27 protein-coding genes and 3 pseudogenes are annotated in these 25,673 nt (G+C 66.7%); 17 read left to right on the top strand and 13 right to left on the bottom strand.

The window, feature by feature from the left end:
• The first annotated feature begins 179 nt into the window (after positions 1–179).
• The 4 genes from ahpC (at position 180) to QM693_RS01175 (ending at position 4,405) form a co-directional block, all read left to right on the top strand.
• Entirely contained in the window at positions 180–743 is a 564-nt protein-coding gene (gene ahpC, locus QM693_RS01190; protein ID WP_105420263.1) for an alkyl hydroperoxide reductase subunit C, read from the top strand.
• A gap of 176 nt (positions 744–919) precedes the next feature.
• Positions 920–2,512 (top strand): alkyl hydroperoxide reductase subunit F, encoded by a 1,593-nt coding sequence (gene ahpF / locus QM693_RS01185; protein WP_283351092.1) that lies wholly within the window; start codon positions 920–922, stop codon positions 2,510–2,512.
• Between the two features lie 114 nt (positions 2,513–2,626).
• Positions 2,627–3,901 carry a CHAT domain-containing protein gene (locus tag QM693_RS01180; RefSeq protein WP_280779547.1) on the top strand — a complete coding sequence of 425 codons (1,275 nt, stop codon included), beginning with the start codon at positions 2,627–2,629 and terminating at the stop codon, positions 3,899–3,901.
• 90 nt (positions 3,902–3,991) lie between these two features.
• Positions 3,992–4,405, top strand: coding sequence for a VOC family protein (locus tag QM693_RS01175; protein WP_073360863.1), 414 nt, complete (start codon positions 3,992–3,994; stop codon positions 4,403–4,405).
• Here the strand turns inward: QM693_RS01175 and QM693_RS01170 are convergent.
• A complete protein-coding gene (locus QM693_RS01170) occupies positions 4,370–5,581 on the bottom strand; it encodes an FAD-dependent monooxygenase (RefSeq protein WP_283351091.1) in 1,212 nt (403 codons plus the stop codon). The genes QM693_RS01175 and QM693_RS01170 overlap by 36 nt on opposite strands.
• Before the next feature lie 91 nt (positions 5,582–5,672).
• Here QM693_RS01170 and QM693_RS01165 point away from each other — a divergent pair, with 91 nt between their 5' ends.
• Positions 5,673–6,389 carry a TetR/AcrR family transcriptional regulator gene (locus QM693_RS01165; RefSeq protein WP_283351090.1) on the top strand — a complete coding sequence of 239 codons (717 nt, stop codon included), beginning with the start codon at positions 5,673–5,675 and terminating at the stop codon, positions 6,387–6,389.
• 92 nt (positions 6,390–6,481) lie between these two features.
• On the opposite strand, the gene QM693_RS01160 is transcribed toward QM693_RS01165, so the two are convergent.
• Complete coding sequence (locus QM693_RS01160; RefSeq protein ID WP_283351089.1) at positions 6,482–6,622, bottom strand: hypothetical protein; 141 nt, start codon at positions 6,620–6,622, stop codon at positions 6,482–6,484.
• Between the two features lie 222 nt (positions 6,623–6,844).
• Here QM693_RS01160 and QM693_RS01155 point away from each other — a divergent pair, with 222 nt between their 5' ends.
• Complete coding sequence (locus QM693_RS01155) at positions 6,845–8,026, top strand: zinc-dependent alcohol dehydrogenase (RefSeq protein ID WP_283351088.1); 1,182 nt, start codon at positions 6,845–6,847, stop codon at positions 8,024–8,026.
• A gap of 282 nt (positions 8,027–8,308) precedes the next feature.
• On the top strand, positions 8,309–9,889 hold the full coding sequence (locus QM693_RS01150; protein ID WP_283351087.1) for an FAD-binding oxidoreductase: 1,581 nt from the start codon (positions 8,309–8,311) through the stop codon (positions 9,887–9,889).
• 13 nt (positions 9,890–9,902) lie between these two features.
• Here the strand turns inward: QM693_RS01150 and QM693_RS01145 are convergent, their stop codons facing one another.
• Positions 9,903–10,394, bottom strand: coding sequence for a MarR family winged helix-turn-helix transcriptional regulator (locus QM693_RS01145; protein WP_283351086.1), 492 nt, complete (start codon positions 10,392–10,394; stop codon positions 9,903–9,905).
• 158 nt (positions 10,395–10,552) lie between these two features.
• Between QM693_RS01145 and QM693_RS01140 the strand changes: the two genes are divergently transcribed.
• On the top strand, positions 10,553–12,034 hold the full coding sequence (locus QM693_RS01140) for an aldehyde dehydrogenase family protein (RefSeq protein ID WP_283351085.1): 1,482 nt from the start codon (positions 10,553–10,555) through the stop codon (positions 12,032–12,034).
• A gap of 25 nt (positions 12,035–12,059) precedes the next feature.
• Complete coding sequence (locus QM693_RS01135) at positions 12,060–13,163, top strand: NAD(P)-dependent alcohol dehydrogenase (protein WP_283351084.1); 1,104 nt, start codon at positions 12,060–12,062, stop codon at positions 13,161–13,163.
• Here the strand turns inward: QM693_RS01135 and QM693_RS01130 are convergent, their stop codons facing one another.
• Positions 13,164–14,159 carry an AraC family transcriptional regulator gene (locus QM693_RS01130; RefSeq protein WP_283351083.1) on the bottom strand — a complete coding sequence of 332 codons (996 nt, stop codon included), beginning with the start codon at positions 14,157–14,159 and terminating at the stop codon, positions 13,164–13,166.
• A 162-nt stretch (positions 14,160–14,321) separates the two neighbouring features.
• Here QM693_RS01130 and QM693_RS01125 point away from each other — a divergent pair, with 162 nt between their 5' ends.
• A complete protein-coding gene (locus tag QM693_RS01125) occupies positions 14,322–14,477 on the top strand; it encodes a hypothetical protein (RefSeq protein WP_198602205.1) in 156 nt (51 codons plus the stop codon).
• Between the two features lie 232 nt (positions 14,478–14,709).
• Here the strand turns inward: QM693_RS01125 and QM693_RS01120 are convergent, their stop codons facing one another.
• On the bottom strand, positions 14,710–14,961 hold the full coding sequence (locus tag QM693_RS01120; RefSeq protein ID WP_283351082.1) for a hypothetical protein: 252 nt from the start codon (positions 14,959–14,961) through the stop codon (positions 14,710–14,712).
• Positions 14,962–14,983: 22 nt separating this feature from the next.
• Here QM693_RS01120 and QM693_RS01115 point away from each other — a divergent pair.
• Positions 14,984–15,322 (top strand): annotated as a pseudogene (locus QM693_RS01115) (class I SAM-dependent methyltransferase); the annotation flags it as partial.
• Between the two features lie 129 nt (positions 15,323–15,451).
• Here the strand turns inward: QM693_RS01115 and QM693_RS01110 are convergent.
• On the bottom strand, positions 15,452–15,892 hold the full coding sequence (locus QM693_RS01110; RefSeq protein ID WP_348539592.1) for a MerR family transcriptional regulator: 441 nt from the start codon (positions 15,890–15,892) through the stop codon (positions 15,452–15,454).
• A gap of 394 nt (positions 15,893–16,286) precedes the next feature.
• On the opposite strand from QM693_RS01110, the gene QM693_RS01105 reads away from it, so the two are divergent.
• The 4 genes and pseudogenes from QM693_RS01105 to QM693_RS37720 form a co-directional block, all read left to right on the top strand.
• Complete coding sequence (locus tag QM693_RS01105; protein ID WP_283351081.1) at positions 16,287–16,475, top strand: hypothetical protein; 189 nt, start codon at positions 16,287–16,289, stop codon at positions 16,473–16,475.
• A gap of 114 nt (positions 16,476–16,589) precedes the next feature.
• Positions 16,590–17,237, top strand: coding sequence for a type IV toxin-antitoxin system AbiEi family antitoxin domain-containing protein (locus QM693_RS01100; RefSeq protein ID WP_283351080.1), 648 nt, complete (start codon positions 16,590–16,592; stop codon positions 17,235–17,237).
• Positions 17,234–17,899, top strand: a pseudogene (locus tag QM693_RS01095) (nucleotidyl transferase AbiEii/AbiGii toxin family protein). The gene QM693_RS01100 and the pseudogene QM693_RS01095 overlap by 4 nt, the downstream one beginning before the upstream one ends.
• Positions 17,900–18,168: 269 nt before the next feature.
• Positions 18,169–18,900: pseudogene (locus QM693_RS37720) on the top strand (IS110 family transposase); the annotation flags it as partial.
• Between the two features lie 162 nt (positions 18,901–19,062).
• Here the strand turns inward: QM693_RS37720 and QM693_RS01085 are convergent.
• From QM693_RS01085 to QM693_RS01070, 4 genes are all read right to left on the bottom strand, one after another.
• A complete protein-coding gene (locus QM693_RS01085) occupies positions 19,063–19,185 on the bottom strand; it encodes a hypothetical protein (RefSeq protein WP_283351078.1) in 123 nt (40 codons plus the stop codon).
• Positions 19,186–19,321: 136 nt separating this feature from the next.
• Positions 19,322–20,173, bottom strand: a complete 852-nt coding sequence (locus QM693_RS01080; protein WP_283351077.1) for an alpha/beta fold hydrolase — start codon at positions 20,171–20,173, stop codon at positions 19,322–19,324.
• A 41-nt stretch (positions 20,174–20,214) separates the two neighbouring features.
• Positions 20,215–21,027 carry an oxidoreductase gene (locus QM693_RS01075; RefSeq protein WP_283351076.1) on the bottom strand — a complete coding sequence of 271 codons (813 nt, stop codon included), beginning with the start codon at positions 21,025–21,027 and terminating at the stop codon, positions 20,215–20,217.
• A gap of 81 nt (positions 21,028–21,108) precedes the next feature.
• A complete protein-coding gene (locus QM693_RS01070) occupies positions 21,109–21,822 on the bottom strand; it encodes an SDR family oxidoreductase (protein WP_283351075.1) in 714 nt (237 codons plus the stop codon).
• Between the two features lie 89 nt (positions 21,823–21,911).
• On the opposite strand from QM693_RS01070, the gene QM693_RS01065 reads away from it, so the two are divergent.
• Positions 21,912–22,532 (top strand): TetR/AcrR family transcriptional regulator, encoded by a 621-nt coding sequence (locus tag QM693_RS01065; protein WP_283351074.1) that lies wholly within the window; start codon positions 21,912–21,914, stop codon positions 22,530–22,532.
• A 196-nt stretch (positions 22,533–22,728) separates the two neighbouring features.
• Here QM693_RS01065 and QM693_RS01060 read toward each other — a convergent pair whose 3' ends face one another.
• Positions 22,729–23,082: a hypothetical protein gene (locus QM693_RS01060; protein ID WP_283351073.1), complete on the bottom strand. Its 354-nt coding sequence runs from the start codon at positions 23,080–23,082 to the stop codon at positions 22,729–22,731.
• 93 nt (positions 23,083–23,175) lie between these two features.
• Between QM693_RS01060 and QM693_RS01055 the strand changes: the two genes are divergently transcribed.
• Positions 23,176–23,496 (top strand): ParB/RepB/Spo0J family partition protein, encoded by a 321-nt coding sequence (locus tag QM693_RS01055; RefSeq protein ID WP_283351072.1) that lies wholly within the window; start codon positions 23,176–23,178, stop codon positions 23,494–23,496.
• Between the two features lie 649 nt (positions 23,497–24,145).
• Here the strand turns inward: QM693_RS01055 and QM693_RS01050 are convergent.
• Together QM693_RS01050 and phnE are read right to left on the bottom strand one after the other, a co-directional pair.
• On the bottom strand, positions 24,146–24,856 hold the full coding sequence (locus QM693_RS01050) for a tyrosine-protein phosphatase (protein ID WP_283351071.1): 711 nt from the start codon (positions 24,854–24,856) through the stop codon (positions 24,146–24,148).
• Entirely contained in the window at positions 24,853–25,671 is an 819-nt protein-coding gene (gene phnE, locus QM693_RS01045) for a phosphonate ABC transporter, permease protein PhnE (protein WP_283351070.1), read from the bottom strand. The genes QM693_RS01050 and phnE overlap by 4 nt, the downstream gene beginning before the upstream one ends.
• Between the last annotated feature and the right edge of the window lie 2 nt (positions 25,672–25,673).

Here is a 25,673-nt window from a genome sequence, read left to right as displayed (position 1 = left end):
CGGGGACCACCTCGGGTGGTGCGGGGGGAGTGCGGCACTGACCTGCAGCGCTGCCGATTCGGCGACCATTGATAGCCCCACCCAATCTATGGAATAGGTCTCATAGATTGGACCTATTCCAATGTGCTGGATAGCCTCGTCGCTGTCGGCTTCCCCGTCTCCACCGAATAGAGGTTTCCATGGCCCTGATCAACACGCAGATCAAGCCCTTCGCCGCGAACGCTTTCAAGGACGGCGCGTTCATCACCGTGTCCGCGGACGACATCAAGGACAAGTGGGCGGTCTTCTACTTCTACCCGGCCGACTTCACCTTCGTCTGCCCGACGGAACTCGGCGACCTCGCCGACCACCACGAGGAACTGCAGCGCCTCGGCGTCGAGGTCTTCTCGGTGTCCACCGACACGCACTTCACGCACAAGGCATGGCACGGATCGTCCGACACCATCGGCAAGATCAAGTACGCCATGATCGGTGACCCGACCCAGGAGATCAGCAGGAACTTCGAGGTCCTCCGCGAGAACGAAGGATTGGCCGACCGCGGCACCTTCCTCGTCGACCCCGACGGTGTCATCCAGTTCACCGAGGTCACCGCAGAAGGCATCGGGCGCAATGCCGCCGAGCTGGTTCGCAAGGTCAAGGCCGCTCAGTACGTCCGGTCGCACCCGGGCGAGGTCTGCCCGGCCAAGTGGGAAGAGGGCGAAGAGACCCTCGCCCCGTCGCTCGATCTCGTCGGCAAGATCTGACGCAGCCCAGTCGTACCGCAGGCACGGGCTCAGGTTTCCTGAGCCCGTGCGGGCGGTTCCCGGTGCTCAGCTCCCGTGGGGGCAATCGGTGTCGCACCAACACCTTCCGGACCACCTGAACCAGAATTTTCCGGTTTCCGATCCCCTTGTCCTCCCGACCGATGGAGTAGATCCTCATGCTCGAAGCCTCGCTTGCCGGCCAACTGAAGTCCCTGCTCGAAAAGCTGACCCTGCCGATCGAGCTCGTGTCCTCACTCGACGACGGACCCAAGTCGGTCGAACTCGCCGAACTGCTCACCCAGATCGCGGCGATGTCGGAGAAGATCACCTACGAACGCCGCGACGACGACACGCGACGCCCGTCGTTCGCGGTCCGCCGCAGCGGAACCGACATCGAGGTCCGCTTCGCGGGCATCCCGCTCGGCCACGAGTTCACCTCGCTCGCACTCGCTTTGCTCCAGGTCGGCGGCCACCCGTCGAAGGAGGCTCCCGAACTGCTCGAGCAGGTCCGTGACCTCGACGGCGACTTCCACTTCGAGACCTACTTCTCGCTGTCCTGCCAGAACTGCCCCGACGTGGTGCAGGCCCTGAATCTGATGTGCGTGCTCAATCCGCGCATCAGCCACGTCGCGATCGACGGCGCCCTGTTCCAGGACGAGGTCGACGGCCGCCAGATCATGGCGGTCCCGACGGTCTTCCTCAACGGCGAACTCTTCGGCTCCGGCCGGATGAGCCTGGAGGAAATCGCCGGCAAGCTCGACGTCGGTGCCGCCGACCGCGCCGCCGCCGCGATCGCGCAGAAGGATCCGTTCGACGTGCTCGTCGTCGGAGGCGGCCCGTCCGGCGCCGCGGCCGCGGTGTACGCCGCGCGCAAGGGAATTCGCACCGGCATCGCCGCCGAGCGCTTCGGCGGTCAGGTGCTCGACACCATGGCAATCGAGAACTTCATCTCCGTTCCCTACACCGAGGGACCCCAGTTCGGGTCGGCGCTCGAGAATCACGTCCGTCAGTACGGCGTCGACATCATGAACACGCAGCGGGCCGCGAAGCTCGTCCCTGCCGCCACCGAGAACGGTCTCGTCGAGATCGAACTGGAAAGCGGTGCTTCTCTTCTCGCGCGCACCGTTATCCTGTCGACGGGTGCGCGGTGGCGTTCGATGAACGTGCCCGGCGAGGACGCGTACCGGAACAAGGGTGTGACCTACTGCCCGCACTGCGACGGACCGCTGTTCAAGGGCAAGCGCGTCGCCGTGATCGGTGGCGGCAACTCCGGCGTCGAGGCCGCAATCGATCTCGCGGGACTCGTCGAACACGTCACCCTCGTCGAGTTCGACTCGGTGCTCCGCGCCGACGAGGTGCTGCAGCGCAAGCTGCGCAGCCTCCCGAACGCCGACATCCTCCTGAGCACGCTCACGACGGAGGTCCTCGGGGACGGCAACAAGGTCACCGGCCTGACCTACCAGGACCGCACGACCGACACCTCGCACACGCTCGACATCGAGGGTGTCTTCGTCCAGATCGGCCTCCTGCCCAACACCGAGTGGCTGGCCGGGTCGGTCGAGTTGTCCGACCGCGGCGAGATCGCGATCGACGACCGCGGCCAGACGTCGGTGCCCGGCGTGTTCGCTGCCGGCGACTGCACCACCGTGCCGTACAAGCAGATCGTGATCGCCGCCGGTGCCGGAGCAACGGCAGCGCTGAGCGCATTCGATCGGCTCATCCGGACGGGCGTACCCGCCGAGGAGTCCACCGCCGCAACGGTCGCGTAGTTCGGCCGAGGTCGACGAGCCGTGCCTGCACGTCAGGCACGGCTTTCGGCTTTCGGATCGACCCGGGTGCCGGTACTCGCGCCACAACCTGGGTGGGTAGGGAATGCTGGGACGGTGCCGACTCATCCGTGTCACCCACCGACCGCGATCGTCCGGATGGCCGACGCCGGGGATCTGTACACGTCGTGGCGGTGGACCCACGACTCGCACCCCGGCGGTGTCGGCGTCGCACCCGCCGCGCAGGTGGATGCGGCCCTTGCCGCGCTGGCCCGGGCTCTGCCCGACCTCACCGATCCGGAGGGACTGCACCACGCGCTGACGGCGGGCGGCTTCTCCGCCTACGAGTCGGAGCATGATCTGGCTCAGCTCCTTTCACGCACATTTCTTCCATTCGGCCTTGCGCAGCAACTGCACGAGCTGCTCACCCGCGGTGTGCGGCCGCACCTCCGGCTCCAACCGTCGCCCCGCGTCGCGCAGGTGCCGTGGGAACTGATCGCACCCGACGCCGGGCTGCGTCTCGTCGACATCGCGGATGTCAGCCTGCTGGCTCCGCTCAGCATCGTCCACTCGCCCGGCCGGCCGGTTCGAACGTGGACGCACACCCGGCAACTCCCCGTCGTCGCGGTGCTCGACCCGCGGGTGCCGGGCTTCCGTGCGGATTCGGAACTCGGCTCGGTCCTGGGGCGGATGGCCGCGGACAGTCCGCTGTCGCAGCGGGTCGCGACGTACGCCGGCGAGGGCCGGCTGCTCCCCGAAGTGGACGGACCGACGGACTGCTTCCGCCGTGAAGACGTGGACCGGGAGTGGCTCGGCGCAGCGTTGCGTGAGGGTGCGGGCCGGCTGATGTATGTCGGTCACGTCACCGCGGCGGCACCCGAATCCGGTCAGAGCGAGCACGCCGAACTGCACCTCGCCTGCGCCGCGGACTCCGTCGGGTTCGCGGAGCCGACCCGTGCTCACCGGCCGTTGTCCGCGAAGGACCTCCTGCTGGGCACGCACACGCTCACGGCCGAGCCGATCCGCGGCGCGGAGTTGTGGCCGATCCCGAGCAGGGTGGCGCTGATCGCCTGCGAGAGCGGTGGCGACCTGCGGTTCAGCGAGGCGCTCGGGCTGGTCTCCGCGATGATCGCCGGCGGGGCGGAACTCGTCACGGCCAGCCGCTGGGCCCTGCCCACGGACCTCGCGTTCCAGCGCATCGCCGGCACCGCAGCACACGCGCGTCCGCTGCAGGACGCCATCTGCTCGATCGACGCCGCGCACGAACTGCCCGACGCGGTCGGCGCGCTCTGCGACTGGCAACGCGAGCGGGTGGCCGCCTGGCGGGACGAGCGGACGATCGAGCACTCACCGGTGTTGTGGGCGGCGTTCGCGACGGTCTCCACCCACTGATCCGCCTCGGCCGTCCGTTCCCCACATCGTGTCGGCCGGTCGTTGTACCGTCGTTGCTGTCGGTTCCGGCACGAAGAAGGAGCATGTCCCATGACCTCTCGGCTCAACCCCTACATCAGCTTCGACGGCAACGCGCGGCAGGCAATGGAGTTCTACAAGGACGTCTTCGGAGGCACCCTTGCGTTGAACACGTTCGGTGAATACGGTGCGCCGGAAGGCGAAGGCGCCGACAAGATCATGCACGCCATGCTCGAGTCGGACACCGGCTACACGCTCATGGGTGCAGACACCCCGCCCGGTATGGAACACAACCCGGGAACCAACATCGCGGTGAGCCTGAGCGGAGACGACGGCGACGAACTCCGCGGCTACTGGGCCAAACTCGCCGACGGCGGATCCGTGTCCGTGCCCCTGGAGAAGCAGATGTGGGGAGACGAATTCGGCGCCTGTACCGACAAGTTCGGCATTTCATGGATGGTCAACATCGCCGGCACACCGGGCTGATCGCAGCGCCGGGTAGTCCTGCAGATCGATGTCGGTAGCGAAGGAGTCGGTCAGCTTCATCATCAGGCCGAACAGGAACGTGGACTTGAACGTCCAGTTGCGCAGTCTGATTCGAGTAGCCGATTTCGGCGCGAGAAACGGTCCGGCACTTCCCTTGCGGGCGATCTTCGCGTACCCGAGCATCTTTTCGTTGTAGCGTCCGAACCCCACGCGGTGGTCGCCGTCGGCGGCGGCGAGCTCACCCGCCAGGACGTACGCACCCACGAGGGCGAGGCCGGTCCCGAAGCCGCCCAGCGCATTTCCGTACGCGGCATCACCGACCAGGGCCACGCGGCCGGCGGTGTAGGTATCGGCCTCGACCCTCGCGATCGAGTCGAGGTAGAAGTCGGGCGCGTCGTCCAGGTGCGCGAGTAGCCGGGGCACGCGCCACCCCGCATCGGCATACGCGGCGGTCAGCATTCGTTTCTGCTGGGTGATGTCGGCGCGGTCGTACTCGATCCGATCGGAGGCGAAGACGAACAATTCCGGAGCCTTCGGTCCGCCGACGACGGCCATCCGTCCCGGCTCGTTGTACATCAGTCCCGTCCCGCGTTCCCGGTCCGGCGAGGCGTCACTCGCCGAGCCGGTGGTCCCGACGACGGCGTAGTAGTAGCCGAGGTATCGGACGAACTCGTCCTCCGGCCCGAACCGGTGGCGGCGGACGGCCGAGTGGATGCCGTCGGCGCCGAACACCAGGTCGAACCGGCGTGCGTCCGACTTCTCGAACGTGACCTCGACACCCGAGTCCGTGTCGACCAGTGCGGTGACGGAATCGCCGAAGAGGTACTCGCACGAATCCGCGGTGCGCCGGTAGAGGATCTCGGTGAGGTCGCCCCGCGCGATCTCGATGTCGCCGCCGACGAATTCCCCGGGGATGGTCGCCAGGTGCCTGTCGCGTTCGTCGACGATCAGGAGGTCGGTTTTCCCGGTCTGCCTGCGGCGCACGTCGTCGAGGATTCCCATCCTCTCCAACACTTTTCGGTGAACCTCCCCCTTGAAGTCGACGGCCTGGCCGCCGAGCCGAAGGTCGGGTGCCCGCTCGACGACGGTGACGGTGTATCCGCAGCGGCTGAGCCAGAATGCCAGTGCCGGACCGGCGATGCTTGCACCCGAGATCAGGACGGTTCTGTTCGGCATGGGAGCCTCCGCGGAGTAATTGTGTCTGACGGACACAAATCAGTGTATGGTAGATACTATTCCGGATCAAGAGTCGTCCGGAGGAGCGCAGATGGTCACCCAGCCCCGTACCGCCGAGCTGCTGTGGGGATCGCCGGAGAGACCGAAGCGGGGACCGAAACCTGCGCTGAGCCTCGAGCAGATCGTCGCCAACGCGATCTCGATGGCGGATGCCGAGGGCCTCGCCACACTGTCGATGCAACGCCTCGCGGAGGACCTCGGGTTCACCAAGATGTCCCTCTACCGCTACACCCCCGGCAAGGCGGAGTTGACCGCCCTCATGCTCGATGCCGCTCTCGGACCCGCGCCCGACCTGTCCGAGATCGACGGCGGCTGGCGCGCTGTGCTCCACGAGTGGGCTCTCCGGATGTGGGCGGGCCTGCGGCGGCATCCGTGGGTGGTGGACGTCGCGGTCGGTCCGCGAGTGATGGGCCCGAACGAACTGGACTGGCTCGAAACCGGCCTCGACGCACTGCGCGACACGGGACTCACCGGCGGGGAACGCCTCGACGCGGTGGCCCTGATCACCGGTCACGTGCGCAGCCTCGCTCAGCAGACGACGGCACCCGGCGCCGAAACCGACACACCCGAGAAGTCCCTGAACGCGATCATGACGGGAATCGTCGCCGACCACGCCGACCGCTACCCCCAGGTGACGGCCGCGTTCGCGTCGGCCAGTGCCACCTCCGGGCAGGACGACGCGCTCGAATTCGGCCTGGCCCGCATCTTCGACGGACTCGCCGCCCTCGTCGCGGCCCGCGCCGGATGACACCCATTCCGCTTGCGGCTCGGCGCTCCCAACGTCATGGGTAGACCACGTCGGAACCCTATCGAGGAGACATCATGACGATCGACCGAGGACTACTGGCACTGCTCGAGGCCAAGCCGGGCAAGGGCGAAGAACTCGCCGCGTTCCTGGAGCAGGGACGCGCCCTGGCGGCAGAAGAACGGGGGCACCGTCACCTGGTACGCGTTCAAGGTCAGCGACACCACGTACGGCATCTTCGACACGTTCGAGAACGAGGAAGGCCGGCAGGCGCACCTGACCGGAGCCATCCCCCAGGCACTGGGCGAGGTCGGCCCTGAACTGCTCGCCACCGACCCGATATTCGTCCCGTCGACGTCATCGCCGTCAAGTAGGCACACCCCGTCGAGCACGGTTTACCTCCATCTCCCGTCGGGCACCCGACTACGGACATCGACCGACGAGAGGTGTGGTTCCCAGTGCGAGCAGTCACGTGGCAAGGCAAACGAAAGGTCAGCGTCGACACCGTCGCCGATCCGAAGATCGAACACCCGACCGACGCCATCATCAAGGTCACGACAACGAACATCTGCGGTTCCGATCTGCACCTGTACGAAACGCTCGGCCCGTTCATGGGAGAAGGGGACATCCTCGGCCACGAACCGATGGGGATCGTCGAGGAGGTCGGGACGGCGGCGGGCGACCTGAAGGTCGGCGACCGCGTCGTGATCCCGTTCCAGATCTCGTGCGGCGACTGCTTCATGTGCAACTTGCAGCTGTACACGCAGTGTGAGACGACGCAGGTTCGCGAGCAGGGCATGGGAGCGGCATTGTTCGGTTTCTCCAAGCTCTACGGCGAAGTGCCGGGAGGACAAGCCGAGTACCTGCGTGTTCCGCAAGCCCAGTTCACCCGCATCAAAGTGCCCGAGGGCCCGCCGGATTCCCGTTTCGTCTATCTGTCCGATGTGCTGCCCACGGCGTGGCAATCCGTCGAGTACGCCTCGATCCCCGAGGGCGGGTCGGTCACCGTTCTCGGCCTCGGCCCGATCGGAGACATGGCGGCGCGCATCGCCCACCGCAAGGGTGCACGGGTCATCGCGGTCGACAACGTCCCCGAACGTCTCGCTCGCGCGAAGTCCCGGGGCATCGAAACCCTGGACCTGGACCAGCACGGCGGCGATCTCGCCGACGTCATCCGCGACGCAACCGACGGTCGTGGCACCGACTCGGTGATCGACGCGGTCGGCATGGAGGCGCACGGTTCACCGATCGGCAAGCTCGCCCAGCAGATCGTCGGGTACCTCCCCGATGCGGTCGCGGCGCCGCTCATGCAGAAGGCGGGTGTCGACCGTCTCGGCGCGCTGTATTCGGCGATCGACATCGTTCGCCGCGGAGGCACCATTTCCATCATCGGCGTCTACGGCGGCATGGCCGACCCGATTCCCATGCTCACCTTGTTCGACAAGCAGATTCAGCTGCGCATGGGCCAGGCCAACATCAAGAAGTGGGTCGACGACATCATGCCGCTCCTCGGCGACGACGACCCGCTCGGCGTCGACACCTTCGCCACTCACGAACTCCCCCTCGAACAGGCACCCCACGCCTACGAGATCTTCCAGAAGAAGCAGGACGGGGCGGTGAAGATCCAGCTCAAACCCTGAACGACGCAGACGCAAGCGGCGGTGGCCGGGATCCCGTGACGGGTGGCCCGGCCACCGCCGCCGTTTTGCGCAAACCGGATAGACCGTCGCGCGAGCATCCCCCTGACCAGCACGGATACGTCGAAATCCACGTCCCACTCTCGGCGTGTAGCGGATTGCCCAGCGCAGTGACGCCCCTCACACTTGTAAGCAAGGAAACCTGATATTCAGCGATCAGCTGTCGCAGGTCTTGCGTACGACCCGGCCGCATCGAGGCGGCCGCCGAACGAGGAGCAGTCAAGAATGACGCGAACCCTTCCCCCTGGCGTTTCCGACGAGCGATTCGACGCGGCGCTCCAGCGCTTCCGCGACGTCGTGGGTGACAAGTGGGTCCTGTCGACCGCAGACGAACTCGAAGCGTTCCGCGACCCGTACCCGGTCGGCGCCGCCGAGGCCAACATGCCGTCGGCCGTCGTCTCACCGGAGTCGACCGAGCAGGTCCAGGACATCGTCCGGATCGCCAACGAGTACGCCATCCCCCTCTCCCCGGTCTCGACCGGAAAGAACAACGGTTACGGCGGCGCCGCCCCGAGGCTGTCGGGTTCGGTGATCGTCAAGACCGGCGAGCGGATGAACCGAATCCTCGAAGTCAACGAGAAGTACGGTTACGCACTGCTCGAACCCGGGGTCACCTACTTCGACCTCTACGAGTACCTGCAGAGCCACGATTCCGGACTGATGCTCGACTGCCCCGATCTGGGATGGGGCAGCGTGGTCGGTAACACTCTGGACCGCGGCGTCGGGTACACCCCGTACGGCGATCACTTCATGTGGCAGACAGGACTGGAAGTAGTTCTGCCCCAAGGTGATGTGATGCGCACCGGCATGGGCGCACTGCCCGGCAGCGACGCGTGGCAACTGTTCCCCTACGGGTTCGGCCCCTTCCCGGACGGCATGTTCACCCAGTCGAATCTCGGGATCGTCACCAAGATGGGGATCGCCCTGATGCAGCGGCCGCCCGCGTCGCAGTCGTTCCTGATCACGTTCGACAAGGAGGAGGATCTCGAGCAGATCGTCGACATCATGCTGCCGCTGCGCATCAATATGGCTCCGCTGCAGAATGTTCCGGTGCTGCGCAACATCTTCATGGACGCGGCCGCGGTGTCGAAGCGCACCGAGTGGTTCGATGGCGACGGGCCGATGCCGGCCGAGGCGATCGAGAGGATGAAGAAGGATCTCGATCTCGGGTTCTGGAACTTCTACGGCACCCTGTACGGACCTCCGCCGCTGATCGAGATGTACTACGGGATGATCAAGGAGGCGTTCGGCAAGATTCCCGGTGCCCGCTTCTTCACACACGAGGAACGCGACGACCGCGGTGGACATGTGTTGCAGGACAGGCACAAGATCAACAACGGCATCCCCAGCCTGGACGAACTGCAACTCCTGGACTGGGTGCCCAACGGCGGGCACATCGGATTCTCCCCGGTGTCGGCGCCGGACGGTCGCGAGGCGATGAAGCAGTTCGAGATGGTGCGCGCTCGCGCCGACGAGTACGCCAAGGACTACGCGGCGCAATTCATCATCGGGCTCCGCGAGATGCACCACGTGTGCCTGTTCATCTACGACACGGCGATCCCCGATGCTCGTGAGGAAATCCTGCAGATGACGAAGGTCCTCGTCCGCGAGGCCGCCGAAGCCGGTTACGGCGAATACCGCACCCACAACGCCCTGATGGACGACGTGATGGCGACGTTCGACTGGGGCGACGGTGCGCTGCTGAAGTTCCACGAGAAGATCAAGGACGCCCTCGACCCCAACGGCATCATCGCGCCCGGCAAGTCCGGTGTGTGGCCGCAGCGGTTCCGTGGCCAGAACCTCTGACACGCCACGCGCCTCAGTGCGCGGGCGTCTCGGCCAGGGCGATGCGGCAGCGGCCGAGGTAACCGCGGAACGCCTCGCGCTGACGAACACTCATGTCGGCGAGCATCTGTTCCTCCAGCCCGCAGATGCTCGTGTCGTACTCGGCGAGAAGGTCCAGGGCCTCCGGGGTGAGGCTGGTGAGCATGCGGCGACGATTGGCGGGGTCGACGCGCCTGGTCACCAGTCCGCGGCGCTCCAGCGCGGAGAGCATCTCGCCCATCGTCTGCGCGGTGACGAAGGAGTTTCGTGCCAGTTCGGCGGACGACAACCCGTCGCGCCGGCGCAGGACGGTCAGCGCCGTGTACTGCAGCGCGGTGATGCCCATCGGCCGCAGCAGGGCATCCATGTGGGATCGGATCGCCAGTTCGACCTGCTTGATCGCGTACAGCAGGGTCGGCGAGGAGTCGTGCGCGTACTCCCCGTCGAGCGGTGTCTCGTCGATCTCGTCCGGAAGGTCCACCGTCATCGTCCACTTCTCCCCGCGCCTCGAGCTCGAGGCCCACGAACTCGGACCTCAGGTTTCCTGACTATCTTAGGTCGCCCGAGCCGGGTTCGACCGCAACAACGAACACAAGGAACCCTGCCGAATACGGTCGGCAGCTCACACGAAGCGAAGGCAGCGACATGACAGTCACCGACGACACCGCCGTCATCACCCGCCCGCAGATCGGGCCACGCCAGCTGTTCATCGACGGGCAGTGGCGCGAGGCCGGTGCCGGGGAACGATTCGAGATCGTCGACCCCTCCACCGGGAAGCCCGTCACCACCGTCGCCGAGGCAGACGCGGACGATCTCGACTCCGCCGTACGCGCCGCACGTGCCGCGTTCGACGACGGCCGCTGGTCGGGACTGCCGGGCCGCGAACGGGCCCGGATCCTGCTCCGCGTCGCGGCGCTGGTCCGCGAACGGGCCGACGAGATCGTCGCCGTCGAGAGCGTCGACGTCGGCAAACCCGTCTCCCTGTGCCGACCGGTCGACGTAATGACCACCGCCGAGCAGTACGAGTACTGCGCCGCGCTCGCGCAGACCGCGGGCGGCTCGAACCGGGAGACTCCACTCGACGCCCACGCCTACACTCGCCGCGAACCCCTCGGTGTCGTCGGCGCCATCACCCCGTTCAACTTCCCGCTCATCCTCAGTACGTCGAAGATCGCACCCGCCCTCGCGGCCGGGAACACCGTCGTCCACAAGCCCGCAGAGGACACTCCGCTCAGCGCGCTGCTGATGGCGGAGATCCTCACCGATGCAGGGGTTCCCACGGGCGTGGTCAACGTCGTCACAGGCAAGGGGTCGACCGTGGGCGAGGCCCTGCTGCAGCACAGGGGGATCGACAAGATCGCGTTCACCGGATCGACGGCCGTCGGCCGGCACGCCGCGAGCGTCGCGGGAGAGAACCTCACGCCCGTCACCATGGAACTCGGCGGCAACGCCGCGCACATCGTCTTCGAGGACGCCGACGTGGACAAGGCGATCGGCGCGATCATCAAGGGCTTCGTGTTCAACACCGGACAGTTCTGCATGGGCGGGCCGCGGCTGCTGGTCGCCCGCCCGCTCTACGAGACGGTGCTCGGGATCCTCGGTCAGGCCGTTCCCGGTGTGCCGGTGGGTGACCCGTTCGACCCGGCCACCGTCGTCGGACCGATGGCCGGGGACAAGCACGTGCGGAAGGTCGAGGAGTACATGCAGATCGCCCGCGCCGACGGTGGCCGCATCCTCGCCGGCGGCGAACGACTCGACCTGGGCGGCGGCTACTACTACAAGCCGACCGTCATCGCCGACCTGCCCAACACCTCCCGCGTCGTGCAGGAGGAAATCTTCGGACCGGTGCTCACCGTGCAACCGTTCGACACCGAGGACGAGGCGATCGCGCTGGCCAACAGCACCGAATACGGACTCGCCTCGGGGCTGCAGACGCCGAACGTCGCACGGGCCCACCGCGTCGCGGCCCGGTTGCAGGCCGGCATCGTGTGGGTCAACGACTGGGCGATGCTCGACCCGGCGGTCCCGTTCGGCGGCGTCAAGAACTCCGGATTCGGCCGCGAATACGGCCCGGAGGCCCTCGAGTCGTATTCCAAGGTCAAGTCCGTCGTCATCTCCCTCGCCTAGAGCGCACCCCCTTTCAGGAGCAACCATGCCCACCAGCACCACCGCCGCCGTCGTCGAAACCGGCGGAGCGAAGTTCACCGTGTCCACCGTCGACCTCGACGAACCACGCCCCGACGAGATCCTCGTTCGTCTCGTCGCCGCGGGCCTGTGCCACACCGACCTCGGCGTCGCCTCGGGCGCGTTGCCGTTCCCGCTGCCCGGCGTCCTCGGGCACGAGGGAGCCGGGATCGTCGAGAAGGTCGGCGCCGGCGTGACGACGGTCGACGTCGGTGATCACGTCCTCCTGTCGTTCAGCTCGTGCGGCTCGTGCGGGAACTGCCGCGACGGGCATCCGGCCTACTGCGCAACGTGGCTGCCGCTCAACCTGATCGGGGGCAGGCGCGCCGACGGCACCAGCCCCGTCAGCCGCGGCGGCGAGGCAATCGGTGGGCACTTCTTCGGGCAGTCCTCCTTCGCGCACCATGCCGTCGTCGACGCGCGCAGTGCGGTCAAGGTCGACCCGGACGCCCCACTGGACATCCTGGCGCCGCTGGGGTGCGGTGTGCAGACCGGAGTCGGGGCGGTGTGGAACGTACTGAAACCCCGCCCGGGCCAGACCGTGCTCGTCACGGGGGCGGGCGCCGTCGGGTTGTCGGCGGTGATGGCCGCCGCTCTGACCCCGGCGTCGAAGGTGATCGTCGTCGACCGGGTTCCGGCGCGGCTCGATCTCGCCCGCGAACTCGGCGCGACCCAGGTGATCAACGCCGCCGAGGTCGACACCGCCGAGGAACTGGCGAAGATCGTTCCCGGCGGCGTCGACGGCGCGGTCGAGACCACCGGCAACGTCGGGGTGCTGCGGACCGCGATCGACGCGCTCGCACCTCGCGGCACCGCCGTCATCGTCGGTGCACCGGCATTCGGCACCGAGGTGCCGGTCGACGTCAACGCCATGATCCCGGGCCGCACCCTCGTCGGTCTCACGCTGGGCGACAGCGAAACCCAGACGCTCATCCCCGTTCTCGTCGACCTCGTCAAGTCGGGCCGACTGCCGATCGACCGCCTCATCACCCACTACAGTTTCGACGACATCAACACCGCCGTCGCGGACATGACCAGCGGTGCCTCGATCAAACCGGTCCTCCGGTTCTGATCATCGAGAGGTAATCGAACGCAGTGCCGCAGAAGGGCTTTCACCGAACATCTCGCGGTACTGTCCCGCGAAGCGACCCAGGTGGTTGAAACCCCACCGGTACGCGATCTCGGCGACGCCTGCCGACTCGGGATCGGCCGCCAACAGGTCGCCACGGACCTTCCGCAGCCGGAGGTCCCGCAGATAGCGCATCGGGGTGGTCTGCATCGACGTCTGGAAGCCGTGCTGCAGCGCCCGCAGACTCACCCCGACCGCGCCGGCGATCTCGAGGGCGGTCAACGGCTCGTCCGCGTGCGCCTCGATGTACTGCTTGGCGTGCTCGACGGCCGCCGGGCAGGCGGGGGCGACGGTTGCCGCCAACTGCTCGCTGTAGTCGTGCCGCGATGCCAGGAGCAGCGACACGATCACGCTCTGCGTCAGCGGCGCCAGCAGTAGCGGGTGGCGGAAGAGGGCGTCGGTGTCACGCAGCTGCACCGACAGGGCCTGCATCACGGACCACCACTGCTGCCCGTGGCCGGTGGTGATGTCCAACGCGAGGTCGAAGGCGATCGGGTTGCGGATCGGGCGTCCGAGGAGCAGCGCGAGTTGCTCCTCGACGGCGCGGCGTTCGATCTTCATTCCCAGGATCCGCCGGGTCTCCTGCCCCCAGCCCTGGAGCACCGATCCGCGGTCCGCGCGGTACACGGCGGCGCACGACGGGGTCGCGATGATCCGGTCGGCGCCCGAACTCGTCTTCAACCGGCCGCTCACCGGCACATTGACCTGGTACCAGTCCTGGAGTTCGCCGGTTTCGATCTCGACCTCGGTGTCGTAAGACAGCCAGCCCATCGTGACGGGGCCCAACTCGGCGGCATCGAGGTGTATGCCGAAGCTCTGCTGATCCCCGAGAACTTCCACGGAGTGCGGGTAGAACAGTCGCCCACCCACGTGACGCGCCTCTTCGACGTCTCGGCTGACGAGAGAGACAGACGCTGGGCCGCCGACAGAGGTGGACATCCCACAATGAGACCAGAATCACACACCAATTGCAAGGTTTCCTTAGCTTGAGGTCTGTCAAGGACAGGCTTCGAACCGTCCGGTCGGGTAGTACCCGGACCGGCGGGTCCGGGGGCATACTTGGCCGGCTCGGGGGTTTCCGCAGACGATACGGAGAAACTGATGCTCGACCGGCTGTACGCCGCTGTCCTCGCCGTCGCCGGCCTCGGCTACGGGGGATACATCCTCCTCGACGAGCTGACCGGCAGCTCGGACACACCCGGCGAGGACGACCATCACCTCCGCCGAGAATTCTCCGAACCGGTCTCAACGGCATAACCGCTGCGTGGGACGGCGGGAAACAGTCCCCGCGTCTCGTGCGCCTCCACTGCCGACCGTATCCGGCTTCGCCGCGCATCCTCGGGGCGCCCCACCGGCGAAGTTCAACCTCAACGACCCGCCGCAGCACCGGTCAGGTCCACCCCAGCCAGCCCCGTCTTGCGTGGTGAACTAGGGATGACCTCACCGCCGGTCCGAGCGCCGGAGAACGCAACCGAGAGACCGCCGTCACCTACGACAGGCAGGAGAACCATGTCGATCCCCCGACCCCGACCCACGGGTCATCAGCTTGGATGCAGTGCGCCGGAAGCGGACCGATGATCTGCTCTCGGGTGACCTCCCGATCGCTGCGCTGTTCGACCGCCCCGGTGACCCCATAGCATGCGATCTTCTCGTCGAGGACGCGCTCACCCCACATATGCGCGGCTCGGGCAGCCTCGGGTGCGGTGAGATGTTGCTCGCCGACCGGTTGAGCAGCGGTCACACGATTCTGGTTTGACCATGTCGCGTTCGACCACCGTGTGACTGTCTGCGATATCGCTGCCGTCCCGCTCGACGACGCATCCGCCGACATCGCGATCCTGTCGTTGGCACTGATGGGCAAGAACCACGCCGACTACGTCCGCGAAACGCACCGGATTCTCCCGGTCGAGGGGCATCTGTGGCTCTGTGAGCCGACCTCCAGCATCGGTTCGGATGAGGCGCGACTCCGAGATGTCCTGTCCGGATTTGGCTTCGACCTGTATCGCGTGCAGGTCGAGGGCCAGTTCACGTTTGCGCGTGCCGTCAAGTCGGACAGTGCTCCCCGCGACGTCACCGCGCCGATCAAGCTACGCGCCCAATGAATTCGCCGCGAGGGTCGACCAATTGGCCTGCCAGGCCCCTTGCGCCACCTACTTGGTATTTCCGGATAGGGATCGACAACCGGTGACAACGAATCGTCTATCGATCTGTCTGATTCATCAGACGGTGTTTCAGCTGATTACGGGGCCGGGCCCGTCCGACTTGGGGCGGTGGGGGTGCTGGAGTTCAGCATTGATACGTCGGGCCTCGGCGAGTTGGTCTTCGAGGATGATGATGCGGCACGCGGAATCGAGCGCGGTGCCCTGGTCGATCAGTTCGCGGGCTCGGGCGGCGAGACGCAGCTGGTAACGGGAGTAGCGGCGGTGGCCGCCGTCTGATCGTCCGGGGGTGAGCAGCTTCGCGGCGTCGAGGCTGCGCAGGAATGCCTGTGTCACGCCGAGGATCTCGGCGGCGTGACCCATGCTGTAGGCCGGGTAGTCCTCGTCGTCGAGCTTCCCGGCCGCGCTTCGGTCGGGCGAATCTTCCGGAATGGGGTGACACCTTTCCAACGGACAGGGCCCCCGGCGCCGTGAGGCACCGGGGGCCGGAGCGGGTTTCACTTCCTTATTCACTGCACTTCTTCCGGCTGCCGGGCCTTAGTGCTGGCCGGCCGCCGATCGGAAAGTGCCGGGGCCTTACACACTCACATCAACCCTTGCCCGGCACATCCTGGTCTTGCGGTACTTCTCTGCGGGCAGTTCATTCTCTCCCGCACCTCGTGAACTCTTTCCTTGCGACGAGAGGAACTCTACAACAGCATCCCCTCAATGTCTACAGTCACCACTATAGAAATTCTGGAGTTGGATGACCAGGGATTTCACACGCTCCGGGAGGCACGCTGGTTCCGCCCGTCAACGTCGACAGGCACCACTTTCGACGTCCGCACGGATCACGACCAACGGCGACTCCCCGACTACCACCGGGGCGACACCGTGTGCGGGTGCCTTGGCCGCGTGGTGGTCGTAGGTGACGTGGTCGGCAAGCCGCCGGCCGACCGAGAGGAACCCCAGTGCCGACACCCGAACCCAACGAACAGACCGGCCGGCCGGAGTCATGGTCATGCCCGGCATCGCCGCCGACGCCCGGGTCCGCGACCTGACCGCCGAGCAGCGCGGGCAGATCACCGACACGATCGCCGCGACGAGCCAGCGATAAGGGAGGTGCATCTCCGAGCACGCGCCGCCCACTGAGTGCCCTCCCCTTTGCTTTCGTACTGGACGTTTCGTAGGCTTTAACCCTACGAAACGCACACGCAGAGGAGGTGGGGTCGTGGCACCCGCGCACAGCACCGCCGTACCCGCCGCCTTGGCCCGCCGGCCCTTGCGCACCTTCCGCCCCCAAGACGCCACCGACGTCTACGCCCACCCCCGCCCTGAACTCGCCCGCCTGGTCACACGCGGCGTCCTGCACCGCGCCGCCCCCGGCTACTACATCGTGATCCCCCCGGAACAGGCCGGGCGACCCTGGATCCCGAACCTCGAAGCCACCGCCGCCGGAATCGCCGCCGCGATCTACGGACCCGATCACGCGATCGTGATGGGCATCAGCGCCGCCCGCCTCCACCACGCGATCCCTCGTGCGTTGGCCACCGCGGTCGTCGCCGTCCCCCGCCGGCACCGGACCATCACCCTCACCGACAGGACCGCCACCATCCGGTTCCTCCGCCGCGACACCCCCGAACTCGACGCCGAACGCCTTAATACCCCCCTCGGGCCGGCACTGGTGACCACCCCGGAACAGACCGTCCTCGACCTGGCACGCTGGCCGGCCCTCGGCGACGCCGAAAACGAAATCCCCGCCGCCGTCACCTCGCTCTATCGGCGCAGCGACCGCGAACGCCTTAACACCCTCGCCGCCGAGCAGGGACTGACCGCAGCCCTCACCCGCGCCGAAACCTGGGTGCAGGCAGCCTCGTGAACCTCGACGAACGCGACCGTGTCACCGACCTGTTCGGCGGCACCGCCCTCGCCCGAACACACTTCCCCAATGGAAGATTGAGTGAGGACATCGACCTCATCGCCCTCGACCCACGGCGCGGTACCCTGGCCGCCGACCTCGACGCGGCGCTCCCGAGAGCATTGCAACGCGCCTACGGTCGCCTCGAATGGGCGCCCCCGCTCAGCGCCGGATCGAGCGTGGACGCCGCCACCCTCCACACCACCAGTGGCCTCGCAGTGAAAATCCAACTCCTCGCCTCCACCGACCGCACCCTCTAGCCCACCGAACCCCGCACCCTCATCCAGCGCTACAGCGACGCCCCACCCGCCCGGCTCCTCGTGCCCACCCTGCCCGCGTTCGCCGCCTCCAAAACCGCCACCTGGTGCGACCGCGCCGCCGCCCGCGACCTCTGGGACCTGTGGGCACTGGCCAACATCGGCGCCATCAACCCCCACACCGCAGCACTGTTCCGCAAACACGGGCCGACCGGGAAAAACCCCGGCACCTACGTCTTCACCCGCCCGCCCAGCGACAACGAATGGCACACGCAACTCGCCAGCCAAACCCGACTCACCATCACCGCCACCGACGCCCTCCACACCGTCCGCACCGCATGGAACCACCTCACACCCCACCCCTGACCACCTCCCCCACCCCACGCGCACGGGCGACGCCTCACCGATGCACCAGAATCAGATCCACCGAATATCCCAGTGTCACGATGGATCGTGTTGGCCGGTTCGCTCCACCGTTGTTTCGCCTCCGTGGCTTATGTCAGTTTTGCGGCTGGCCGACACCACAAGGACCGGCCGACCTGGCTTGAGAGGAGCGTGGCGTCGCCCCTACTGGGATATGCCGATCGACCGGTCCATGCCACCCACCCGCAACCTGGGCAGGAGACATACCACCATTGATGGTCATCGGAATCGATGCGCACAAGCGCACCCACACCGCCGTCGGGGTCGATCAGACGGGACGACAACTGTCGACGAAAACCATTGGTACGACGAGCAAAGACCACCTTCAGCTGCTGCGCTGGGCGACTGAACAGTCTGGTGATCGACTATGGGCTATCGAGGACTGCCGTCACCTGAGTCGGCGTCTCGAACGCGATCTGATCGCCGCCGGCGAACGAATAGTTCGGGTCCCGCCGAAACTGATGGCGAACGTCCGCGACGGCGCCCGCACCTACGGCAAGTCGGATCCGATCGACGCGCTCGCAGTCGCACGCGCGGCCCTGCGTGAGCCCGATCTGCCCGAAGCCCGCCTCGACGGCGTGGGTCGAGCTCGTGAAGGTGCCAGCGCAGTCGTGCGATGATGCGAGTCCGTTCGGCAGACGCCGTCCGAGAGTCTGCGTTTGAGGATGCGGAGTGCTTCCATTCCACTCTGGTTCGGGACTATCACTTGCTCCTCTGTCAAGCAGCGGCCCGTCGAGCACCTACGCCGCCTCACAGTCGAGATCGACGAACTCAAAGGGGAGATCACTTCCCGGACCGCTGTGCTAGCCCCTTCCTTGTTAGCGATTCCTGGGTGCGGACCGCTCATTGCAGCGAAGCTGGTCGGTGAGACCGCTCGTGTCGATCGATTTCACTCCAAGGATGCGTTCGCACGACACAACGGGACCGCGCCGCTTCCGGTATGGTAGCTGTGCCGCAACCTCGCGCTCCACGATCAACCGACGCATCCGGTATGTGGAGCGGTTCGTCGAGTACACCAATGAGTACCCGTGGCAGTGCACGCACCGCAGGTGGAAGCCTTGCCATGCTCAGATTGGATGAGAACGGACATCTGCCGTCTGCCCCGGCTACCAGATGCTGAGCTGTGCCTCGTCGACGGCGCGGCGTCGGGGCCTGCGCTGCGGACGAATCGAACCGATGTAGTCGGCCGTCATGTTGACCTGAGCACGATGCGCCAGCGCGGAGGTCATCGATAATGGCGATGAGCGCGGCGTCCCCACGATGCTCGACGAGAGGGGGCGACGTATTCAGTCGAACAACACCTCGATCTCGTCTGCGTACTTGGCGTGGATGGGCTTGCGGAGATCTGTTTGCGGCCGGTGTTCTTCAGTTATCCAGGAAGTTGGCTACCTGGATGGCGAAGGCTTCGGCGTGCTGGAACAGGAAGCCATGCCCGGCATCGCCGTATCCGACGAGGGTGGCGCTTCCGGTGTTTTCAGCGGCGGTGTAGGACACCACGGCCGGTGTCATCACGTCGTGCAGACCGGTGGCGTACAGGACCGGCTGTGTGATGTTCTCCAGGTCTGCTCGTACCTGCTCGAAGGGGATTGCCGCGTTCTTTCCGATCGCGGTGATCTGGCCCTTGCCCGCTGCTTCGGATACGCCGGGACCGCCGGTGGCCAACCGGGTGGCGACCCTGGCGAGGTATTGGTGCCCGGCGGTGCGGCCGGTGTCGGTTTCGGGGAAGAACAGGTACACCAGGTCCTCGCCGGTAACCTCCGGTTTGGTCATGGTGGCCAGGATCTTCGGGTTCGGCGCCGGTTGCCCGGGCGTCTGACCACCCGGGTTGCTGGCGGCCAGGACCAGGCGACGGACCAGGTCGGGGCGCCGCACGGCCACCCGCTGGGCCACGGTGCCGCCCAGGGTCCAGCCGAGCAGGTCGACCCGGGTCAGGCCGAGTGCTTCGATGAATTCGATTGCGCTGTAAGCGAATCCGTCGACGGAGTCGCGAGGTTCACCGGTGGTGTAGCCGACGCCGATGTCGTCGAACACGATCACGTCATGGTCGGCGGCCAGGTAGTCCAGCAGCTGCGGGTCCCACCAGTCGATGGTTGCGCGTACTCGGTTGAGCAACACCAGCGGTACGGCGCCGCGTGGGCCGATGCGCCGGTAGGTGAACGCGGCGGACGGGCCGACGGCGATCAGGTTTTCGGCGGTGTCTGACAGATAGGTGCCCATGGTGAGCGTCGCTTTCTGTTGCGGTGGGGTGAGTGAAATGCTCAGGCGGGCAGTCGGTTCATTTTGCGCAGCTGCTGGTCGAACATGCGGGCGGGAACGAGACGACGCATGGTGCTCACGCGAGCGGTCAGGCCGACGGGGTAGCGCAGTTTCGGCTTGGCGTCGGTGGCGGCCGCGACGATCGCCTTGGCGACCAGGGCCGGGTCGTCGCCCGCCTTGACCGCCTCGGCCACATATTCCTCGAAGACCTGCCGATGCTCGGCGTAGACCTGCAGGGGCTGGTCGGGCCGCACACTGTTCGTACCGAACGCTGTAGCGGTCCACGCCGGTTCGATGAGCAGCGCGCGGACGCCGAATTCGCGAATCTCGTGGTCGAGGGATTCGGTGTAACCCTCGACCGCGTACTTGGAGGCGGCGTAGACGGCCATGTAGGGCTGCGGCATGATTCCGACGACGGAGGAGATGTTGACGATGCGCCCGCTGCCTTGGGCGCGTAGGTGCGGCAGGACCGCGTTGGTCATCCGGATGACGCCGAAGACGTTGATGTCGAAGAGGTTTCGTGCCTGCTCCGCCGAGTTCTCCTCGGCTGCGCCGGCGGAGCCCATGCCGGCGTTGTTGACCAGGACGTCGATCCGGCCGTAGCGGGCGATCACCTGGTCGACCAGCGCGGTCACCGACTGGTCGCTCGTGACGTCGAGGTCGAGCAGGGTCACTTCGTCGGGTGGGGTGAGATTTGCGGTGCGGCGGCCGGTTCCGATCACCTGGAAGCCGGCCGTGACCAGCTCGAGTGCGGCCGCCTTTCCGATTCCGGAGGATGCGCCTGTGACGAGGGCTACGGGGCGTGAGGTGGTCATTGTGAACTCCTGACTGCGGGGGTTTGCGTGTGCTGTAATTCGATTCGTGCGCCGCCGCGGAAGGCGGCTGTCGGGGCCCGGCTAGCTGCTCGCGACGGCTTGGGGGTAGAGGAGCGCCGGGTCGGCGGCGAGCCCGGCTTTGACCTGTCGCGTCAGGGCGTCGGCGAGGACTTCCAGCGCGTCGGCCTCGATACCGTCGAGGGCTTGCGCCGCGATGCTGTGCGGGGAGGACTTGGGGGCGACGATTGCTGCGGTCAGATCGGTGTCGACGTAGCCGACATGCAGTCCGGTGACGTTGATTCCGCGCGGTCGCAGCGCGAGTCGCAGCGCGTTGGTCTGCGACCACAGGGCCGCTTTGGACGCGCCGTAGGCGTCGGCGCCCGGGGTTGCGAGCCACGACAGCACCGAGTGAATGGTGAGGATGTGGCCGCCGCCGTTGCTTTCCAGAATCGGAGCAAGAGCGCGGGTGACGTGCAGCGCTCCGAAGAAGTTGATGTCGAACTCGCGGCGGATGTCGGCGATCGGCGAGTCGAGGAACGAGGAGCCCAGCGCGGTGCCGGCATTGTTGATCAGGATCCTCACGTCCGGGGCCTGCTCGGCCAGCGCCGCCGCGGCGTCCGCATCGGTGAGCTCCAGCGCGAGTGGGATCGCGTCCGGGTGGGTGATGGTCCGCGGGTCACGAGCGGTGGCGTAGACCTTGGCGGCACCGCGTGCGTAGAGCTGCTCCACCAGTGCATTGCCGATGCCGCGGCTGCCGCCGGTGACGAGTGCCACCGAGTCTTTGATGCTTGTCATATACCCAATCCCTTCGAGGAAACCGATCTGTTTCCACAGGGTATACAGATCGGTTTCCAAAAGGCAAGAGAATGGGTAGTCTCAGATCTATGACCGACCAGACGCCGCCGGCGGCACCTGCCGCTTCCTCCCGCGACCGGTTGCTCGATGCCGCCGCGCAGATGTTCTACGACCAGGGCGTTCACATCGGTGTCGACACGGTGTGCAAAGCCGCTGGTGTGTCCAAGCGCACGATGTACAAGCTGTTCGACAGCAAAGACGAGCTGGTGGCCGCGGGCCTGGAACGTATTGCGCCGGACTATCAGGCCGCCCTGCTTCCGCCCGCCGATGATGGTCGGTCGCCACGCGAGCGGATACTGCACGTCTTCGAGCGACTGGAGCATCTGGAACCGGTTAAAGATTTTCGCGGCTGCCCCTATGTCGCGGTGGCGGTCCAACTCAAGTCACCCGAACACCCGGCGAGTCTGGTCGCCCGTCGGCAGAAGGACGGGCTCACCTCGTTCTTCCGCCACGAGGCCGAACGCGGCGGCGCGCACGTCCCCGCCCTGCTTGCCCGGCAGCTGACCCTCGTGTTCGACGGAGCCAGTGCCCGATCGGTCGTGCAAGCGCACAGCCTCGATGGCCTCGCCGTCGCGACCGCCACCACATTGCTCGACGCCGCCGGCCTCGGCCGGTCCGTGCCGCCCCACGGTTTCGCTCCAGAGGAATAAGTATCCAAACGGTGAGCGATGCGCCTTGAGGCCGCGACATGGCGCGCGACTCATTCTGGCGACGAAGCGGGTGCGGAACGAGGATGTCGACCATTTTCTGGGCCGACAACCTCCACTGTGATCGCCCGAGAATCTTCTCGGCATCCTTGTTGAACTCGATGATCGTGCCGTCGGCGTCGAAACGATCACTCGTCGGTCACAGCTCGTGCAATCGCCCCGAGAATGACCAGATCGTGACTTCGCGCGCGTCGGAATCAGCGGGCATGCCCCACTGGTCGCGCGGTCCGTCACCGCCGCACTCGGATTCGTCCTCGCGACCGCCCGCGACACCGACGAGGGTCAGATCACTCTGGCGACCGCGCACACCGCACTGATCCGCGCGGCCACTGCGGCCGCGACCAACGCCGCCGACCTCGCGGCCCGCGTCAGCACTGCGCACGAGCGCGGAGCGGGCGCATTCGACACCTACGGCGCTGCCTGGGCAGCCGCCACCGCCGACGAACTCCGCGCGATCCAGCGCGCACTCGAAACCGCATTCGCTACCGAGCACTGACGGCAAGACACCGGGCAGGACCTAGCTGCCCGGTGTCTCACCCCGAACCTAACACGACAGGGAGACACCACCGGAATGACCACAACAACCGTGACCACCACCAGCGCTGATGCAAACAACACTGGCGCGAGCGTCGAGCTGCTGATGCTCGACCCGACCACGCTCGAACTGGACCGCAACGTCCGCGACACCGTCGACACCGACAGTGCTGCGTTCACCGCCCTAGTGGACAGCATCCGCGAGCACGGCGTCCTGCAAGCTGTCAGCGCCACCCGCGACAGCGACGGCACGATCAAAGTCGAAGACGGCCAACGCCGAACGTTCCCCAGAAAGTGGCCGTGTTGTGTCGACGGGAGTTTCGCCCGCGATCGTTCCCGCATGGCTTCCCTGGCGTGCTCGGGTCGGCAATGAGGTCGTCGGTGTCGGCGAAGACCAGGCGACCGTCGTCGAGGGCGACAGCCCACCGATGCACCGGAGCCCAGGCATGCCCACGCTCCTCGGTGTCGGTCAGCTCGGCGTAGTCCTCGATGATCCGACCGGTCTGCGCCGGTTCGGACGTCGCCTACGCCACCCGACTACGAGACGCCGGGCTCCCCTCGCACACTCCACCAAGCGCCCGGCGCCTACCACGGCTTCGATCTGGTCGAAACGAAGACAGGCATCGCACGGGTCTACCTCCAGTCACAGATGACCGCGCTGACTACCGCTCTCGCCCCCAACGATGGGCTTACACCGTCCTGACGGCCTGACTGACAACCTCAATCAACCAGTCCGGTCGGTACTTCCCGAGGAGATTCGGTTCGATCTCACGATCGGTGTTGGGTGGTCCGAAACCTGGGACATCGAGCAACGAGTACCGCTAGTGACGACAGACCCGGACCGCGACAAGTGGGCGGCGGTCTATGCGGGCACCGTCGTTCAGCACGCAATCCTCTCGCCCATACAACGGCCGCGGACAACGTCCCGAAGAGGGCAGTGCGGCCTTGCCCGGGGACGGCTGATCCCTGAATATGGGAAACGACGCCGCGACCAGATCACCGGCGTTGAACCTGTCGCCCTGTCATTCGGTGAAACGCGCGGACCAGAGCCGGATAGTTTCGTCGGTGGCACCGAGCGAACGCACCCACCCGCGCACGCCGCCGGGGTGGGCGTCCCACTGAGCCAGGACACTTTCGATGGCCTCAGGTACGGCACCGCGGAGATCGCGGTCGTGGGGATGTGCCCGGCCGAGTTCGGGGGCGAACCGTGTGATGCGCGCCAGGATGGCCGGCATGTGCTCGTTGGTCGAGACGTAGTCGGCGGCGATGTCGCCGGGTTCGACTCCTGCGATGCGCAGCAGGAGGGCCACGGCGATTCCGGTGCGGTCCTTGCCTGCGGCGCAGTGAAGCAGCACCGGTGCGGGGGCGGTGGCCGCGACCTGCAGGACGTCCGCGAGTTGCTTCCCCGCGTTGATCAGGATCCCCTGGTAGATGTCGGCGAGCCGGGCACCCTGACTGGGCGCGGTGACTTCGGTGTCGGTCAGCAGGGAGATCAGATGCACGGCGGTGCCGTCGGACTGCAACGGGTGTGCACGGGTGGCGAACTCCCGGGGGCTGCGGAGATCGACGACGGTCCGGACCGGCCATTCGGCGACGACGGTGGGGCGTGTGTCACCGGGCGCGGGCAGCGCGCTGCGATACAGCACTCCGGGACGTGTCCGGCGCCCGTCGGAGGCGGACAGGCCACCCAGATCGCGGAGATTGGGGAGAACATCGATGTCGGTCACCGTCATATGAGCTTCTTCCTGAGATAGGAGGCGGCGCGGTCGAGGGTCACCACGACCACGAGCACGACCAAGACGATCGTGAGGACATTTCCGTACTCGAAGAGCCGGAGTTGCTGGGTGAGCTCCATGCCGATGCCACCGGCGCCGACGATGCCGAGCAGCGACGCGGCGCGCACGTTCCCGTCGAGCACGAGGAGGGTGTAGCTGGCGATGGTCGGCACGCTCTGCGGCAGCAGCACCCAGCTGATGCGCTGGGAGCGGGTGGCACCGGCCGCGGCGGCCGCCTCCCAGGCCCGCATGTCCATGGTCTCGAAGATGTCGGCGAACAGCCGGGCCATGCCCGCCGCCGATCCGATGACGATGGCGAGGGTGCCCGCGAGCGGACCGAGGCCCACAGCGGAGACGAACAGTAGCGCCCACATCAGTTCGGGGATGGCCCGGGTGACATTGATCGACGTTCGTGCGGGGTGGTGGAGCCAGGCCTGACCGAAGACCGAACGCGCGCCGAGCAGCGCCCACGGCAGCGCGAGGGCGACACCGATAGTGGTGCCGATGACCGCGATCGCGAGGGTCTCGCCCATCAGGGTGACCGCGGTCGGGAGGATGGACAGGTCGGGCGGGAACATGCGGCCGACGAAGTCGGCGATGTGCGGGATCCCGTCGAGCAGGGCAGCGGCGGAGAACTCGGTGGCCTGCGCCGACCAGAGGATCACCACGGCGGCGACGAGGACGCCGGCGCCGGTCTGCCAGGACGGCCGTCGCAGCGCGGCGAGGTCGGCGGTCGAGGGGGTCTGCTCGGCGGGCTTCGTGTCGAGTGTCATGG

The sequence above is a fragment of the Rhodococcus sp. IEGM 1305 genome, from assembly GCF_030058635.1.
Classification (GTDB): domain Bacteria; phylum Actinomycetota; class Actinomycetes; order Mycobacteriales; family Mycobacteriaceae; genus Rhodococcus_F; species Rhodococcus_F opacus_D.
Note: the sequence above shows the minus strand (reverse complement) of the source record. Positions and strands in the feature narration are given on the sequence as shown.

What these genes read in the sequence shown, in the direction of transcription:
- ahpC (WP_105420263.1), top strand. Translation starts at nt 180, where the DNA reads ATGGCCCTGATCAACACGCAGATCAAGCCCTTCGCCGCGAACGCTTTC.
- ahpF (WP_283351092.1), top strand. Translation starts at nt 920, where the DNA reads ATGCTCGAAGCCTCGCTTGCCGGCCAACTGAAGTCCCTGCTCGAAAAG.
- QM693_RS01175 (WP_073360863.1), top strand. Translation starts at nt 3,992, where the DNA reads ATGACCTCTCGGCTCAACCCCTACATCAGCTTCGACGGCAACGCGCGG.
- QM693_RS01170 (WP_283351091.1), bottom strand. Translation starts at nt 5,581, where the DNA reads ATGCCGAACAGAACCGTCCTGATCTCGGGTGCAAGCATCGCCGGTCCG.
- QM693_RS01165 (WP_283351090.1), top strand. Translation starts at nt 5,673, where the DNA reads ATGGTCACCCAGCCCCGTACCGCCGAGCTGCTGTGGGGATCGCCGGAG.
- QM693_RS01160 (WP_283351089.1), bottom strand. Translation starts at nt 6,622, where the DNA reads ATGCCGTACGTGGTGTCGCTGACCTTGAACGCGTACCAGGTGACGGTG.
- QM693_RS01150 (WP_283351087.1), top strand. Translation starts at nt 8,309, where the DNA reads ATGACGCGAACCCTTCCCCCTGGCGTTTCCGACGAGCGATTCGACGCG.
- QM693_RS01145 (WP_283351086.1), bottom strand. Translation starts at nt 10,394, where the DNA reads ATGACGGTGGACCTTCCGGACGAGATCGACGAGACACCGCTCGACGGG.
- QM693_RS01140 (WP_283351085.1), top strand. Translation starts at nt 10,553, where the DNA reads ATGACAGTCACCGACGACACCGCCGTCATCACCCGCCCGCAGATCGGG.
- QM693_RS01135 (WP_283351084.1), top strand. Translation starts at nt 12,060, where the DNA reads ATGCCCACCAGCACCACCGCCGCCGTCGTCGAAACCGGCGGAGCGAAG.
- QM693_RS01130 (WP_283351083.1), bottom strand. Translation starts at nt 14,159, where the DNA reads ATGTCCACCTCTGTCGGCGGCCCAGCGTCTGTCTCTCTCGTCAGCCGA.
- QM693_RS01125 (WP_198602205.1), top strand. Translation starts at nt 14,322, where the DNA reads ATGCTCGACCGGCTGTACGCCGCTGTCCTCGCCGTCGCCGGCCTCGGC.
- QM693_RS01085 (WP_283351078.1), bottom strand. Translation starts at nt 19,185, where the DNA reads ATGACCTCCGCGCTGGCGCATCGTGCTCAGGTCAACATGACGGCCGAC.
- QM693_RS01080 (WP_283351077.1), bottom strand. Translation starts at nt 20,173, where the DNA reads ATGGGCACCTATCTGTCAGACACCGCCGAAAACCTGATCGCCGTCGGC.
- QM693_RS01075 (WP_283351076.1), bottom strand. Translation starts at nt 21,027, where the DNA reads ATGACCACCTCACGCCCCGTAGCCCTCGTCACAGGCGCATCCTCCGGA.
- QM693_RS01070 (WP_283351075.1), bottom strand. Translation starts at nt 21,822, where the DNA reads ATGACAAGCATCAAAGACTCGGTGGCACTCGTCACCGGCGGCAGCCGC.
- QM693_RS01065 (WP_283351074.1), top strand. Translation starts at nt 21,912, where the DNA reads ATGACCGACCAGACGCCGCCGGCGGCACCTGCCGCTTCCTCCCGCGAC.
- QM693_RS01050 (WP_283351071.1), bottom strand. Translation starts at nt 24,856, where the DNA reads ATGACGGTGACCGACATCGATGTTCTCCCCAATCTCCGCGATCTGGGT.
- phnE (WP_283351070.1), bottom strand. Translation starts at nt 25,671, where the DNA reads ATGACACTCGACACGAAGCCCGCCGAGCAGACCCCCTCGACCGCCGAC.